This window comes from Rhizobium sp. B230/85, from assembly GCF_019355735.1.
Classification (GTDB): domain Bacteria; phylum Pseudomonadota; class Alphaproteobacteria; order Rhizobiales; family Rhizobiaceae; genus Rhizobium; species Rhizobium rhododendri.
Window position 1 is genome coordinate 716,693 of the sequence record NZ_CP072157.1, and the last position, 15,275, is coordinate 731,967.

The 15,275-nt window shown below is 55.3% G+C and carries 14 protein-coding genes; 11 read left to right on the forward strand and 3 right to left on the reverse strand.

Annotation, left to right across the window (positions count from 1 at the left end):
• Positions 1-286: 286 nt before the first annotated feature.
• Entirely contained in the window at positions 287-622 is a 336-nt protein-coding gene (locus J5289_RS21395) for a hypothetical protein (protein WP_209208080.1), read from the reverse strand.
• Between the two features lie 438 nt (positions 623-1,060).
• Between J5289_RS21395 and J5289_RS21400 the strand changes: the two genes are divergently transcribed.
• From J5289_RS21400 to J5289_RS21410, 3 genes are all read left to right on the forward strand, one after another.
• Positions 1,061-1,867 carry a DUF6030 family protein gene (locus J5289_RS21400; RefSeq protein WP_209208079.1) on the forward strand — a complete coding sequence of 269 codons (807 nt, stop codon included), beginning with the start codon at positions 1,061-1,063 and terminating at the stop codon, positions 1,865-1,867.
• Between the two features lie 97 nt (positions 1,868-1,964).
• Positions 1,965-2,366 (forward strand): hypothetical protein, encoded by a 402-nt coding sequence (locus tag J5289_RS21405; protein WP_209208078.1) that lies wholly within the window; start codon positions 1,965-1,967, stop codon positions 2,364-2,366.
• Between the two features lie 334 nt (positions 2,367-2,700).
• Positions 2,701-3,647 (forward strand): IS630 family transposase gene (locus J5289_RS21410; RefSeq protein WP_209186540.1). Its coding sequence is split into 2 segments (ribosomal slippage): positions 2,701-3,040 and positions 3,040-3,647, totalling 948 coding nucleotides; the frame shifts between segments, so codons are not numbered across the junction.
• Positions 3,648-3,659: 12 nt separating this feature from the next.
• Here J5289_RS21410 and J5289_RS21415 read toward each other — a convergent pair.
• Positions 3,660-4,739, reverse strand: coding sequence for an IS630 family transposase (locus J5289_RS21415; protein ID WP_219276629.1), 1,080 nt, complete (start codon positions 4,737-4,739; stop codon positions 3,660-3,662).
• A gap of 330 nt (positions 4,740-5,069) precedes the next feature.
• Here J5289_RS21415 and J5289_RS21420 point away from each other — a divergent pair, with 330 nt between their 5' ends.
• Together J5289_RS21420 and J5289_RS29450 are read left to right on the forward strand one after the other, a co-directional pair.
• Positions 5,070-5,813 (forward strand): CDP-diacylglycerol diphosphatase, encoded by a 744-nt coding sequence (locus J5289_RS21420; RefSeq protein ID WP_209207967.1) that lies wholly within the window; start codon positions 5,070-5,072, stop codon positions 5,811-5,813.
• A gap of 440 nt (positions 5,814-6,253) precedes the next feature.
• The gene (locus J5289_RS29450; protein WP_257625518.1) at positions 6,254-6,529 is read left to right on the forward strand and encodes a transposase; all 276 of its coding nucleotides are present in this window, start codon (positions 6,254-6,256) and stop codon (positions 6,527-6,529) included.
• 1,170 nt (positions 6,530-7,699) lie between these two features.
• Here the strand turns inward: J5289_RS29450 and J5289_RS21430 are convergent.
• On the reverse strand, positions 7,700-8,140 hold the full coding sequence (locus tag J5289_RS21430) for a hypothetical protein (protein ID WP_209207966.1): 441 nt from the start codon (positions 8,138-8,140) through the stop codon (positions 7,700-7,702).
• Positions 8,141-8,612: 472 nt separating this feature from the next.
• On the opposite strand from J5289_RS21430, the gene J5289_RS21435 reads away from it, so the two are divergent.
• The 6 genes from J5289_RS21435 (at position 8,613) to J5289_RS21460 (ending at position 15,265) form a co-directional block, all read left to right on the forward strand.
• Positions 8,613-9,374 (forward strand): WecB/TagA/CpsF family glycosyltransferase, encoded by a 762-nt coding sequence (locus J5289_RS21435; RefSeq protein ID WP_209207965.1) that lies wholly within the window; start codon positions 8,613-8,615, stop codon positions 9,372-9,374.
• Positions 9,375-9,427: 53 nt separating this feature from the next.
• Complete coding sequence (locus J5289_RS21440; RefSeq protein ID WP_209207964.1) at positions 9,428-10,312, forward strand: glycosyltransferase; 885 nt, start codon at positions 9,428-9,430, stop codon at positions 10,310-10,312.
• A 40-nt stretch (positions 10,313-10,352) separates the two neighbouring features.
• Entirely contained in the window at positions 10,353-11,537 is a 1,185-nt protein-coding gene (locus J5289_RS21445) for a glycosyltransferase (protein ID WP_247750844.1), read from the forward strand.
• A gap of 13 nt (positions 11,538-11,550) precedes the next feature.
• Positions 11,551-12,732 (forward strand): glycosyltransferase, encoded by a 1,182-nt coding sequence (locus J5289_RS21450; RefSeq protein ID WP_209207962.1) that lies wholly within the window; start codon positions 11,551-11,553, stop codon positions 12,730-12,732.
• 178 nt (positions 12,733-12,910) lie between these two features.
• Positions 12,911-14,164 carry an O-antigen ligase gene (locus J5289_RS21455; protein ID WP_209207961.1) on the forward strand — a complete coding sequence of 418 codons (1,254 nt, stop codon included), beginning with the start codon at positions 12,911-12,913 and terminating at the stop codon, positions 14,162-14,164.
• Positions 14,165-14,302: 138 nt separating this feature from the next.
• Positions 14,303-15,265 (forward strand): hypothetical protein, encoded by a 963-nt coding sequence (locus tag J5289_RS21460; RefSeq protein WP_209207960.1) that lies wholly within the window; start codon positions 14,303-14,305, stop codon positions 15,263-15,265.
• The last annotated feature ends 10 nt before the right edge of the window (positions 15,266-15,275 follow it).

The following is a 15,275-nucleotide window of genomic DNA, read 5'->3' on the forward strand; positions in this document are numbered from 1 at the left end:
CGTGGTGTTCTGATCAATCCCGTCTGTAAATTTGCCGGTGATCCATACAGCGCTGGAGATCAAGCTACCCCAGAGTCCTATGGAGACGAGAAAGGCAAGAAAGATGTATTTTAGGCGCTGCGTCATCGATCAGGACCAATTTCTTTGATCTGATCCTAGGTTGCGGCCGTTAATTTTCCGTGTGCCAAGCAAGGCCTACTCAGCGGGACCTCAATTGCAACGGGAAGGTCAGGCCTGACGCGATTTGTTCATTATCTGTGCTGCTAAAAGAAGGGCGCTACGCCCCCTAGCCAGCGCTGCTGAACGGGGTCTTTGTGCCATCGGGGGACACCATAAAGAATTTCTTCCCGTCGGTAACGATTTTGGTGCAGCTGACGGATCCGCGCTGCGTGCGCACGCACATCCCTCCATCGCTAAATTTATATCCATATTTGGCATTCGACTTATAGGACCAGCCGTTGCTGAGCTTGGTCAAGTCAGCCTTTTTTGCCACATACGCTTCGATCTGAGCTTGACTCGCCTTCCGAAGGCTGTCGGCTTGGGCAACATTTGGGACCACTGCGCTGCCAGCCGCCGAAAAAACACAGGCGATCAGAAAGGTGTGGTTGAGGAGCGATCGCATGTATTTTCCTTCAATGTCCGAAAGGCTCCTACCAGGCTGATGGCGCTCATCGGCACTGTGCCTCTGATAGGACGCCACGGACGATATGGCATGTATTATTTTAGACTAAATGAATCTGGCGGGGGGTCAACGGGCGGCAAGAGCCATTTTAATTGGGAATAAACATTTCTTTTGCGAGCACAGATAGAAACGGTGTCCGTCTTGATTTTTCGCCAAGGATTGGATGCTATAGGGTGATTGCAAGGTCGTCCAACAGGCACTTAAGATTTGACGCAAGTAGGCCCAATAACGTTGGTAATGTTCAAATATCATTTTGGACCAACATGAATTTTTTGACTGTGAACGAAGTCGACAATGCGGCGCGCCCACGATATGCGGAAATCCGGGTCTTGAGCGAACGCTCAGGGGCAGCTCGCGATTTGGACCGACAGCGCTGACATGGCAGTGGGCACAAATCGCGGCAACATCTGGCTTTTCTGGACGGTGCTAACCGGCATCGTCGTCGCGATCATCACGACGGCCCTGCTTGCCAATGACAAGCGCGGCCTGCGGCAGCTCGTTCAACGCTACCACATCACATGGATTAGCATCGCTCCGCCGGTAACAACGGCGCCGATGGCCGCTGCCAGGCGGGGAAAACGGCTGCCTTTTTCACGCGAGATTTCACGATCGAATATATCCCGCCATCTGTTCGAAGATTTCCACGTTGCGGCCAGTGCCCCAGTGAGGCGCTGGCGTGTGTCCGGTGACGACCTGTGCCGTGCGCTTTCAAGCGCCGGCTTAAATGTGAGCTCGTGGCACGAAGGAGATCTCTATTCTTCGACATTCGAATGCAGTTCTCAGACAGATGAGGTTGAGGCCCCGTCAGCTGGCCGCCCCTCGCTGTTTGTGCTCGTGCGGGGGACCGCGTCGGGAGACGTGTCCAGTGTACGGATCAAGTCGATCCTTCCCGATGACGACGAAGGCATGCTCATGCGTGACCAATTCCAGACATTGGTTGCAATATTGTTCAACCAGGCGAAATGGACGGAGCTTAAGGACATCCTTCCTCAAATATGGGCGCTGGAAAATGTCAAGCAGTCGAGCTACGGCTCGAGGATTGTATTCTCGCACGAATTCACGGACGTACGTCGGTTTAATCTTATCCTTGATTTGCATGTCGATACGCCAGAGCAACGCTTGACAACAGCCTATTTCGATCGAGGCAGATGGTTGAAGTCGGGGCCAGTGGCTTTAGAACGTTAAACGCTAACGGAGGCGTGGAGGGACTGTGCCGAAAATCGAGACGACAAAGCGCCGACTCTGTAGATCTTGCTCGGGGGGTCGGCAAGGGTCGACGCGCGTGATGCTGCGCGGCGAGCAAGAGGCCGCCGACCTCGGCCAATCAGGTCTGGTCGTTCTTGCCTCATCCTATGGAAGACCATCTATCCAATGCCGTTTGGATCTGAACAATCTCATGGGAGTGAGGCGTGAATTTACCATGCTCGCTAAGAATAACGGCAGTTTCCGATTGCCTGTCTCGTCGAATCTGACAATCTCAGCAAACTCAATCGGAGGAAGAGTAATGCCATCAGTGCCGCAAGCTATGTTTGAACGTATCGAAAACGAGTGGAGCCAGTTTCGCCAGAGCAACGAGAACAACGAGGCCGGCCGCCGTGGGCTTGATGCTAGCATGCAGGAGATCAGTGTCCAGCGCGTCAAGGAGCTTGCCCTGCTTGCTGTTGCCTTTCGCCAACCTCTTTGACGCTGCTATCAGCGTTGGCCGTTCTAGAGTATCTGGTGGACCCTGTTTCTGATATTGAGATTGGGGATAGCGCCGAGTTTTTGAGCATCCCGATAGGCGGTTTGCGTCATTTCAAAGGAAGCCACCCACATGATGAGCCCTAGCAAGACAGCGATGATGTAGACTTGAATTCGCATTTCGATATCGTCTGCCATTAATGAAGACTGTCACTACTCTTGGCTCGCCTGGGGCTGATCGTTACGTCTAGAGCGGTTCCCTGACTGATTGAATCTTTGGGGCTTTGCAAATCGGTCCGGGTCTGATTCAAGCTATCTGCCGATGGAGGTCGGCGGATATGTCAAAATTCCTTTCTGTCGATCTGCGCGTTCGTGTTGTTGCTGCGGTTTCTGCTGGTGCAACGCATCGAGAAGCCGCCGAACGTTTCGGTGTGAGTGCCGCAAGCGTCAGTCGCTGGCGAAATTTGCAACTGCGGCAGGGTGATGTGCGGCCTGGCCCGCTTGGCGGGGATCGCAATTCCCGCAAAACCGAGGCGCATGGGGAACAGATCATGACCTGGCTCGCCGAACATCGGGACGGAACCCTGTTTGAACTCCGCGACGCGTTGGCGGAGCAAGGCATCACGATCAGCAAGTCGGCCTTGCACCGCTTCCTTGTCCGGCACGGCCAGACGCGTAAAAAAAGACTGGCCACGCGATAGAGCAGAGCCGGCCCGATGTCTTGGAGCAGCGCCAGCGCTGGTTCGACGACCAATTGGATCTCGATCCCGCCAAGCTCGTCTTTATCGACGAAACCTGGACTGCGACGAACATGGCTCGCAGCCATGGACGCTGCAGGAAGGGAGAGCGCCTGCGAATGGGCTTTCCTCACGGCCACCGCAAGACGACGACGCTGGTGGCGGGTTTGCGCAGCACAGGCATGGTTGCGCCGCTCGTGATCGACGGGCCGATAAACGGAGACTGGTTCGAGGCCTATGTCGCACAGGTGCTGGTTCCGACATTGAAGCCTGGCGATGTTGTCATCCTCGACAATCTTTCCAGCCACAAAAGGCCCGCTGCCCGCGCGTTGATCGAGACTGCCGGTGCACGCATGCTGTTCTTGCCGCCCTACAGCCCCGACTTCAACCCTATAGAAAAGGCATTCTCAAAGCTGAAAGCACTCCTGCGCAAGGCGGCAGAACGCACTGTGGCAGGCCTTTGGGACAGGATTGGAAAACTGATCGACCTCATTGAACCTCAAGAAGCCCGAAACTTCTTCACCTCCTGCGGATATGATCCAGAATGAAAGGGAAACGCTCTAGTGGATGGAATCTAACGCTTGGTGCCCGCGTTTAACGGCGGCGATGATTTTGTCGGGATCGGCGGTCCAAGTGAAGGGCTTTGGCTTTTTGTTGTGCTCAACGAGGAAACGGTTGATGGCGGCCTGGAGATCGACGACGGAATGGAAAACGCCGCGTTTCAGACGCCGCTTCGACAGCCTGGCGAAGAAACCCTCCACCGCGTTGAGCCATGAGCTTGAAGTCGGAGTGAAGTGGAAGGCGAAACGCTCGTGACGGTCGAGCCAGGCTCTCACCTTGGGATGCTTGTGGGCAGCATAGTTGTCGAGGATGACGTGGACGGCCTTGTCGTCCGGCACCTGGGCGTTAATGGCGTTGAGGAAGCGGATGAACTCCTGATGACGATGACGCTGCATGTTGCGGCCGATGACGGTGCCGTCGAGCACGTTGAGGGCGGCAAACAGCGTGGTTGTGCCGTGCCGCTTGTAGTCGTGGGTCATGGTGCCGAGCCGACCCTTCTTCATCGGCAGGCCCGGCTGGGTGCGGTCGAGCGCCTGGATTTGGCTTTTCTCATCGACCGACAACACGACGGCGTGGGCTGGCGGATCAACATAGAGGCCGACAACGTCTCGCAGCTTGTCGACGAATTTCGGGTCGTTGGACAATTTGAACTGCCGCCACCGATGAGGTGCGAGGCCATGCGCTTTCCAGATACGCCTGACTGCGCTGGCGCTGATGCCGGCGGCCGTCGCCATCATGTCGGCCGTCCAGTGCGTCGTCTCGCCCGGCGGATCAGCCAGCGTCAGGGCCACCACACGCTCGGCGACATCGGGTCCGAGCCGCACAATACGCGACGGCCGCGTCTTGTCGCGCAGGAGACCCTCGACGCCTTCTGTGGCGAAGCGCTCTTGCCAGCGCCATACGCAGGTCTTCGATTTGCCGGTCTGGCGCATAATCTCGACAGTCCCGACGCCATCGGCACTCAGCAGGATGATCTCGGCCCGCCAGACGTGCTTTTGGGGCGCATTGCGATCCCTGGTCAAGGCCATTAGGCGTTGGTGATCTGTTGGCGAAACGGTGAACGATATTCCTGTGCGCATGCGCCAGACTCGCATGCCAACCCAGCAAATGGAATCCCATACGGGACTCTTATGTCAGGCGGTAACCACTAGCATCAAATTGCGGAGGCCGTGAAGCCAAGGTAGCGTCATCCGGTAAAGTTTGTGTGGGGGGCGGTTCATCGGTCGGGTGCACGTCGATCGTGCGGTTTCAGGTGGCTTCATCAATCCGAGGCGAGGCTATTTGGCCGGCCGCAAGAAACTGTGTGCTTTGACGTGGCACACCCTGCCCGCCTTGTATCCGGTGCTGGAGTTACGCCGCGAGAGCTTGTAACGTCGTAGTCACGCCCACATCGAAACAGAAGTTATTCCATGAATCGTCATGTTGCCGGCTCCGCCTTTTCTCTTGCTCTGATTGTCATGATCGCCAGTTCCTTTCAAAGCCGCTCGGCTCTTGGCCTTGTGGTTGAGGCTTGCAAAATCAACTTCACCGTAACGGGCTCTCCATTTCCCTGTATGAAGGTTGTGGAGATGCCGGCGGCCCTTGCGTCCTACGCAGTCCTTCGCGAGCCCGATGAAAAGGAGCGCACGATCCTGGCGCCGCTTTCAGACATATCCGGGACTGAGGACGCGCGGCTTCTTGAGCCTGACGCGCCGAATTTTTTTGAAGCCGCTTGGAAAGAGCGCGCGATCGAAATGAGTTCGTCTTCTGTGAATGCTAAATTTCCTGACTTCGCTCTGGCCGTCAATCCGGCGAGTTGGAGAACGCAGGATCGCCTTCACATCCATATCGGCTGCGCCAGGCCACGTTTTCGTGCTGTCCTTAAAAGCCACGAACTGGACATCAGCAGGTTTCACTTTACGAAGCTAAGAAACAACCCCGGTTGGTGGGTAAAATTTTTCCCCGGACAGGATCTCTCAAATCTCAATCCGCTTGAGGCTGTCGCAAGGGATGTTGGCGACGGTAAAGCTGACATGTCGCATCTGGCCATTGGTGTGTTCAACGCGACCTTGGCTGATGGGCAGCATGGTTTTTATGTTCTGGCGTCCGTCATCGGCAAGACGAAAGTGACGGGGTCCGCGGAAGAGATGATTGATCCGGCCTGCCGTTTTTAGAGACGTGACTGCGTGCCTCCCAATGCGATACCCTATTCCCGGCGATAGATCCGCCAAGGGCGCTCTCTCCTAGGCACTTCGTTACGAAACCGAAAGGCTAGAGCGTGGGGCGTTTTTTTGTTAATCCGGCAATTGAACTAAGCCGCTGATCGCGGCGATTTGTAGCGGGCTTTGACCAGAGCGCCCTGACTGAGAGGATGGTTTGTGTTGCAACTCACCCTAGACAGGATGCCCCGATGGCCGAGATAGGCCACGTTGCGCGGATCGCCGATGGACTGATATTCAGCTTTGTTCTTCAGTGACCGGATCCGGATTTAGACGGTGTCGCACAAGTTCCATGCCGACCGGCAGCACAAGATAGCCAAGCAAACGAAAATCAGGTCACAAATTGGCCGGCTTATAGGGAAAGCCTTCGACAACGCAGTAATTTGACGGTGTGAGTGAGTGATGAGGCGCTTTGCTGGTGGTCGGCCCGAGGCGGACGTCGCCCGGGTGGCCAGCCGAAATACTCGGATCTGGCGATCACATCATGTCTGACCCTGCGCGTTGTTTACAGGCTGCCGCTGCGCCAGTCCGCGGGATTGATGCTTGGTGTCGCGGAACTGATGGAGATTGATACTGCCGTGCCCGACTTTTCCACCCTTTCGCGTCGGAGCACGGGACGGCGTTGTCGCCAACAAAGTCCGGAACCAGGACCGCAGGTCCGGTCCATTTGATGGTCGGCAGCACGGGCTTGAAAGTCACGGGAAGGGTAAGTAGCTGGCAACAAGCACAGAACCAAGGCCAAGCGTAAGCGCTGGCGCAAGCTTCACCTTGGTGTTGATCTTGTCGGCGGAGAGATTTTTTGCTCAAATCTCCACGGATGATGTCGGCGATCCGACAGGATTACCAGGAGTTCCTGACCAGATCGATGACCCCGTAGACAAGTTTATTGCAGATGGCGCCTATGATGGAGCGCCTACCCGTGATCTTCTTGCGACACGTTTTCGCGAACTCGTGGAGGTTATTATTCCGCGTCCCAAGACGGCGGTTTCTAGCCCAAAATGGGGGTCCGCAGCCATCGGTTCGCGACCGCCACATCGCTGAGATCCATTTCAAGGGGCGGTTGGTCTGGGAGAAATCCACCGGCTGCATCCAACGCAGCCAGGTTGAGATGCAAATGGGTAGATCGAAGGCTGCGATTAGACCAAAGCTCAGCGCGAGGAAGCTCGACAATTAGACGACTGAAGCCAAAATCGGCGTCCGCGTTCTCAACCGGATGACGGAACTCGGCCGTCCCGAATTCACGCGCGTCGCATGAACCATGCCGCGGACAGAGCTATATCGCCACAAATTTCATCCCTTAAGTAGAGCCAAGCCGCAAGTAGAATGCTCCGCGTCCCGGAAGCATCGTTTTCGTTCTCGCATCGAGACGATGCTTGAACTGAATCCGCCCAGGTACATGGTCGTATCAGCCTCTCGCCATTGTCCGGCTCCCGTCACGCGCGCAGCTTGAACTGGGCGATCATATAGACCACCACATCCATTCCCACACCCGCTAGGGCCGCGACCGATCTTCGGCGGGTGGATGGACGGTTCTTCACGAACGACAGGTTGCATGAGTACAGCCAGGGCAACGGCACCCAGCCAAAACGTCGGCTGGGCAGCAGGCGTCGTAGTGTTTGCGGTAGCCAGCTTTTCGAGACGGCACTGTCCGCGAGTTCTTCGCGTAACTGCTCGTACTTTCCGGCATCCCGCAATCAGAGAAAGTGAGCAAATATAGCCGTATTGATCGCGTTGTCTGTGACGATCCGCGTTTGGTGCCTGATCAGCCCCGCTATCCGCCGTTCCGAAGGATAGACATGCCAGACCCCGTCTGTCTGGTCGATGAAGCTGTGATCGATGGCCTAACTGAACACGGTCGTGATGATCGAATGGCGGATGAACCCGTCCTCCACAGGCAGGCCGATGGGAAGCTTGATCTCCCGCGCCATCGATGACCGCATGGCATAGAGCTGGCCGCAGATCGCCGTGCGCAGGTTCTGCCGCTGGTGCCGCCACCGGCCGCGATCAGGCTCTCGATTTTGCTCAGTTTGGTGGGATGGTAATGGATGTCCTTGACCGGCCGGCTCGAGCTGGCCTTGATCTGAGGATTGTCGAGGACAAACCGGATCAGCTTTTCGATGATGGAAGGTTCGGGCAATTCGATATCCGCATCCAGGTAACACAATGACGGATTCATCTTTTCGCGACTTCTCGTAGAGGAAGGTGTTCCAGATCTTGGATTTTCCGCCCCCTGCTAGATTGAGGACCAGAACATCGTCCGGATTTGTAAACGCGCTTCGCAAGTCACGAGCGATGTCTACGGTTCAATCCGTGCATCCCTTCGCTAGAAGAAAGAGCCGGGCGGAAAATCCTACCGCATAAAAAATCGACTGCCAAGCCAGATCTTCCAGAAATGGCTTGATCCTCAATGACTCGTTGTGGGCAAAAAACGTAATTTCGACACTTTGAATCACTTTCTGGAAATACCCCTCTGCGAAATATTTATTTTATAATACGTCATGGGAAATACCTCTTCTGTAAAATATAAAATAACTAAGAATTATGTTCAGGTCTTCACTGCGCAAAAATGCAGAAGGTATTCATCATACATTGCTTAATTGCCCTCTTTCCGGAGGTGGACTTACAACAATAAAATTGACATTGCAAAATGCTTTGACATCCAGCGACCTTCAAACTAGATCACTTCTGATACGATTTTCATTGTGTTGCGACCTACTGATCTCAAGAAACCAGTATCGAATGAGGAATTTTTAGATGCTTGGTACTGGCGACTACAGTTCGGTAAAAGCTATGGGGCTTACGCTACACAAGATTACTATGAGAGAACTTGTTCAGGCCTGCGTCAGCAAGAAACGTCTCGGCATGGTTGTCACCCCGAATGCACATTTCTTCGTCCGCGCGGAAAAAGACCCAAAGACGAAGCAGCTTTACAACAGCGCGGATCTGAGCGTGTGCGATAGCCGCGTCATCAAGAGGCTTCTTTTTCTGGCGAATGTCCACGTGCCGCTCGTCGCTGGTTCCGATCTGACGGCGCAGATCCTAACCAACCCGGCCGCTCAGGATTTGCGGATCTGCCTGATCGGTGGACACGCCAGCTATCAGGAGAAGCTGATGCGCCAGTTTTCTCTCCGGCATATCCGGCAGTTCGAGTTCCCCTGGAAGAAGTCGTTCTCCGATGAGGATATCGAGCGAGCATGCTCGGCTATCGCGGGTGACTATCATCTTACACTCGTCTGCCTCGGAGCGCCGCTTCAGGAACGGGTTGCCGCCTTGCTCCGGCGCAGCTACGGTGCCCGCTTTCCTACCATTTTGTGCGTAGGCGCCAGCGTCGATTTTCTTGTTGGCGCTCAGAAGCGGTCGCCGGCTTTTCTTCGCGTCCTCGGGTTCGAATGGGCCTACCGCTTCAGCACAAGCCCTGGCCGCTTCTTCAAAAGATACGTTCTCGAATGCCCGGCGATATTCGTTATCTATACACGATGGCTGCTCGTTGAGCGTTTCAGGATGGCTCTTCAATAACGTAAGCACGCAAATTTTGAGGTTTTCACAAGCCAATACAATTCGGGCAAAGAATGACCAAAGCTGAAATTGACGTATCTGTATACATTCCCACCAGAAATCGCTCGAAATCGGTGCGTAGGGCCATAAGGTCTGTTCTACAACAAACGCATCGCAAACTCGAAGTGATTGTCGTCAACGATGCCTCAACAGACGATACCTACACCGTCATCGAGACGATGAAGACCGAGGACGAGCGCGTACGCGTCATCCACCAGCCGACAGCGCGCGGAGCTCCCATCGCCCGTAACGCGGCAATCGCGATCGCTCAAGGACATTTCATTACCGGGCTGGACGACGACGACGCCTTCGAAGAGACCCGGATTGCGCGGTTTATGGATGCCTGGCGCAAGTTCCAGGATCTCAGCATCACGCCCTCCGGCCTCTATTCCCAGTCGCGCATGCTGCGCGAGGGCCAAGCCTCGGTCTCGCAGCGGCCGAACTCGGTGGGGCTAAGCGATCTGTTCGTCCAGAACGACATAGGAAACCAGCTTTTTGCGCCAAAATCCCATTACGAGGTTTCTGGTCTTTTCGATCCGGACATGCCGGCCTGGCAGGATCTTGATCTGTTCATCCGGATGGTGAAGACCTTCGGCAGAGCATGCCTGGTGGACGGCGCGACATATCTCTATGATGACGACGACCGTGCGGATCGCATATCGGGAAAGGGCGACAAGGTCAGACAGGCAGCCCGGCTCATAATCGATAAGCATTCCGCTACCTATCCGAATATCGCCCCGCTGCTCACCATGCAAATGTTCAACGGCTACTACAGCATCGAACCGACCCTTCAGGAGTTTCGACTGATGCTGGCTTCGGGAAAGCCGATGCAGGGCATAAAACGAGGAGTGAAGGCGGCATTGCGACAGCGGCTCGGCTTGGGAAAGAGCTTTCTTTAATGCCATGGCGGCCCTTTCTCCGGAGTGATCTCACTTGAACATGATCTATCTCATCAACCAGTACCCGCGCCCGAGCCATACCTTCATAAAGCGGGAGATAAGACAGCTGGAAAACTTGGGCGTCACGGTTTCGCGAGTCGCCATTCGCCGAAGCGCAGACCAGCTGGTCGATGTCACGGATGAAGAGGAGCGCGAGAGGACTGTTTATCTGCTCGACAGCCCGGTCCACCTGCTCTGGTCCGTTCTGTTCTTCCTGTTCACGCGTCCGAAGAATTTCGTCTCGGCTTTTTCTTGCGCCTGGAAATTGTATCGACAGAAACATGAAATGCTGCCGCAGCATCTGTTCTACTTCGTCGAGGCATGTTCGTTAGCAAGGCTGGCAAGGCGCCGGAATGCCTCGCACATCCATGCGCATTTCGGAACGAATCCTGCCGCCGTCGCCCTCATTGCCTCGATCCTTGGCACCATACCCTACAGCTTCACGATTCACGGCCCAGACGAATTCGACCAGCCGCTGCAGCTGTCGCTTGCCGATAAGGTCAAGAGGGCGAAGTTCGTCGCGGCGATCAGCGACTATACGAAGAGCCAGATCTGCCGATGGACGCCCCATGACCACTGGAAGAAGATCAAAGTCGTGCGATGTGGGCTTGATCCGGAGTATTTCCAGATCGAGCCACCGAAAAATTCAGCTTCGACCATCTTCCTGTCGATCGGCCGCCTGTCTGCCCAAAAGGGACAGCTCCTTTTGCTGTCGGCCTTCAAGTCGGTTTGCGAAGAAAACAGCGGCGCGGAGCTGTGGATCGTCGGCGACGGAGAGCTGCGTTCGGAGATGGAGTCCGAAATAGAGCGCCTCGGGCTGACGGCCAGCGTCAAGCTTCTGGGTTGGAAGAGTGCCCCGGAAATTCGCGACCTCATCATCGGTGCCCGCTGTCTGGTGATGTCCAGTTTCGCGGAGGGACTGCCAGTCGTCATCATGGAATCGATGGCGCTCAAAACGCCCGTCATCACGACGAATATCGCCGGGATCGCCGAGCTGGTGCGCGATGGCCGCAATGGCTGGCTCGTGCCGCCGGGTGCTGAGGCGGACCTGACTATTGCAATGCAGGATTGCCTGAACAAAACCGATGCTGAATTGTCCTCCATGGGACGTGAAGCTTACGATCTTTGCCGGGTGAAACACGATGTCAGCAAAAACGCGCTAACCCTCAGGTCGTTATTCTCGTAAAAGTGGTGATCCCATGACTTTGTCGAATTTCATTGAATCGCTGGTGTTGATCCTGACGGCCGTCACCCTCGTCCCCGTGGTGGTTTTGTTTGCGGAGATTGCCGCATCGTTCTTCAACAGGGCCAGGATCGGACAGCCGGTTCCCGGCGACAGGCCCTCCTGCGCCATCATCGTTCCCGCTCATAACGAGGCAGCCGGTATCAAGTCGACGCTCGACGTCCTGAAAGCACAGATCGCCGAAGGCGATATTATCCTGGTGGTGGCCGATAACTGCGAAGACAATACCGCAAGGATCGCGGCGAGCAGCGGAGTTACCGTCGTTGAACGCTGCGACAGGAACGATATCGGCAAGGGACATGCTCTGGATTACGGCATCCGGTCGCTGTCCGAGAAGCGCGACATCGTCGTCTTCGTCGATTCGGACTGCAAGCTCGCGCCGAATGCGCTTGACGCCCTGATCCGCCTGTCCTTCCGCAGGCAACGTCCCGCGCAGGCGGCCTATCTGATGACTGCCCCGTCCGACGGAGCCGGTGCAAAGCTCAGGGAGTTCGCCTTCAAGATCAAGAACTATGTTAGACCGCTGGGCGGCCAGATGCTTGGCATACCCGCGCCGATGACGGGATCTGGGATGGCCGTGCCGTGGGATCTGCTGCGATCGCAGAACTTCGCGACCTCGCACCTCGCAGAGGACACTAAACTGGGGCTACAATTCAGCCGCTCTGACAATTATCCCCTGTTCTGCCCGCAGGCGCTCGTTCTCAGCGAATTTCCGACGCAAGAGAAAAGCCTTGTGGCCCAAAAAGATCGCTGGGAGGCTGGCCACATCGGCCTGCTGAGGTCCGAGTTTCCGTCTCTCGTTCTAAAGGGCATCAGGCAAGGAAAAATCCGCCTGATCGGCTCGGCTCTGGATCTGCTCGTGCTTCCCATCGTCATGCTTTTCCTGATAACGGCTTTTGTCGCCACCCTGGGCGTCGCGGTCGAAGTCCTGTTTTTGCAGCACTTGTTGGGTTGTTTTGCTACCATTCCGTTCCTGCTTCTGGTCCTCAGCATTTTTTTGAGCTGGGTGAAAGCCGGGCGTGACCTGATAGGCTTCAAGGATCTACAGGTCATACCAATGTACATTATCAGTAAAAGCCTGCACATTCCCCGCCTGCTGACGAAACGGACCCAATGGCGAAGGACCGACCGGGGGTAGTTGTCTTGCCGGACGGCCTGTCTTCCGATTGCCAGATGCGCACCATACGGCTGATGACAGGGGCGAGTTTGAGTGCGAAATTTTAAATGCCGCTTGCCGGCATAGAGTTAAGCGAAGGCGCATTTTGAAAATACCAACACTCTCAATCGTATATTTCACCGTTCTGACGAGAGCATCGTTGGATGCGCCCCTTGGACTCATTCCCCTGAAACTCGGATCGTTGCAGGTGACGCCGGGTATCTTCATGAACCTTGCTATGGTTCTCCCGATTGCCTGGGCCTTCAGGGACGGCGCGAAGATCGTCGCGCCAAAGATCATCATTTATGCATGGTTCCCATTTCTCGCCTGGGTCACCATCGAGGCCATGCGATCACCCGCTCCCGTCGAGGCGATCAAGGTTCTTTTCAACTACCTCACCTACATGTGCGCGCTTTACTTTGGATACAAGGTCTCGCTGACCGGACGGGGCATTGAACTTACGTCAAAAATATTGGTCTACTCTGCTATTATACCAATTGTGCTCACGCCATTGCAGATGATTGTCGTTCCCTACGCCGAACACACACGCGCGGCTTCGACGTTCACCCATCCGAATACCTTCGCCTTTTTTCTGATGATCTCGATATCCTATTCGTTTTTCGCACTTCTCTATCCGCGATTCGAGGTGGGCGTCGGTAAGCGAGCTTTGAAATTCGTGTTCTTCTTTGGGATGCTGTCGCTCGTGCTCACCCAGACGCGCTCGGCCATGCTCGCCGTTACGTTGTTCATCGCGATAACGACGGCTTTGCTTCGCCCGAAACTGCTGCCCTTCATGCTGATATTTGGCCTACTGCTATTTGCGCTTCCCCCCGTTCATGACCGCTTTTTCGAGGTCTTTACGGGAAGCCACGAGGCGGTCGACGTGGATACGGCGGCGGCCATCGCCAACGGTAAAATGTCGGGAACGCTGGCGCTTGACTCCTATGAATGGAGAAAGCTGATCTGGAGTTCGGCGTGGCAATGGATCATCCGATCCCCCCTTATGGGATACGGGCTTGAATCCTTTGGACCGCTATCCCCTCAATTTTTTCCGCTCAGCAACGGCTTCGACGCAGCCCATAACATCTATGTCCAGCTGATGTTCGAGCTTGGATTCATCGGACTTTGCCTATACCTCATTATATTTGGCGGGCTTTTCGTCCATATCTCGAGAATCTACAAACGATATAGGCCGCAGGCAATTCTCCTCGGCGGCGTCGTTTTAGAATACCTGCTCTGCGCCTATTCCGACAATCTTCTCTATTATCTGTCGGTGAACTGGTATTTCTGGTTTCTGATCGGGGCCTTCTTAACTCCTCGCCGGTCCCTGAAAAGACTGCCGACCAAAAGGCGAATGTTAGCCAGGATGACCATGCATCCCAAGTTGTCTTTTCAATCACGGGGCGTGGACTGACAAAGTCTTTAAGGTGCAAGAAGTCGGCGATAGATGTCTTTCTCATGGGCCGGCAGGGTCGCCGCTTTGCGCCTGTGGCTGGAATACTGATCGCGTCAATAAACTTCTGGCAAAAATCAATGCGAGCGAGGGAACGAGATGATACCGGAAGAAAGCAGCGAGATAGACCTATTTTCTAGTCTGGGCGTCCTTATCATAGCGGTGGGTGCATCGCGATACATCAAGCAGGCGGAGGTCCTGCTTCTGTCCCTCAAGCGGCATATGCCGCATCTGAAGCTTGCCGTCGTTACGGACAGCGATGCACTGCGCCATCTTGCGGATGTCCTCCTCCCCGTAGACCGGTCTTTCCCGATCTCCACCGCGCAGAAGATCATCATCGACCGATATTCGCCATTTTCGGAAACGCTTTTCATCGACTCGGATTGCGTGGTGACCCGTTCTTTCAACGACGAGCTCGGGGAAATTCGAAAGTTCGAGTTTACCCCTGTGCTGGAGCGATGGGTATATCCCAACCAGAGCGACCAATATGTCGTTGATCTTCGGTCGACTCTAAGGATGATCGAGGGCGACCGGTTCGCGAAGTTCAACGGCGGCATCTACTACTTCAGGAGATCGCCGACCGCTCTCAGGGTGTTCGACGTCGCAAGACACTACTACCGAAATTCGGAGATTCTTGGGATATTGCCCTTCGACAAGGGAGGTCCGGGCGACGAAACCGTCCTTGCCCTTGCGATGGCCCATTGCGGCGTCACCGACCTCTACGACGACGGCGGGAGATTGATGCGGACGCCGCTTGGCATCCGCGGCCGTTTTTTCATCGATCCGCTCGGTGGCGGAACCCGTTTTGAAAAATACGGCAGGGTGGTCGAACCGGCGATATGTCACTTTGCAGGCCATTACATCTTGGGATCGGAATACCTGCTCACTGAGACTTCCTTGCGAAGCAAAGTGCCGATAGAACATCTCGGGCTAAAGGTCCGGCTCGGTGCTCGGCTGATTTCACGAATGAAGCGCCTCGAGCGCTTTTACAGATACAAGGTGGACGGACTGAAGAAGCGGATGCGGCGTTTCAACAGCTTTGCCTTCAAGTCCAATGCTTAGGATCCCCCTT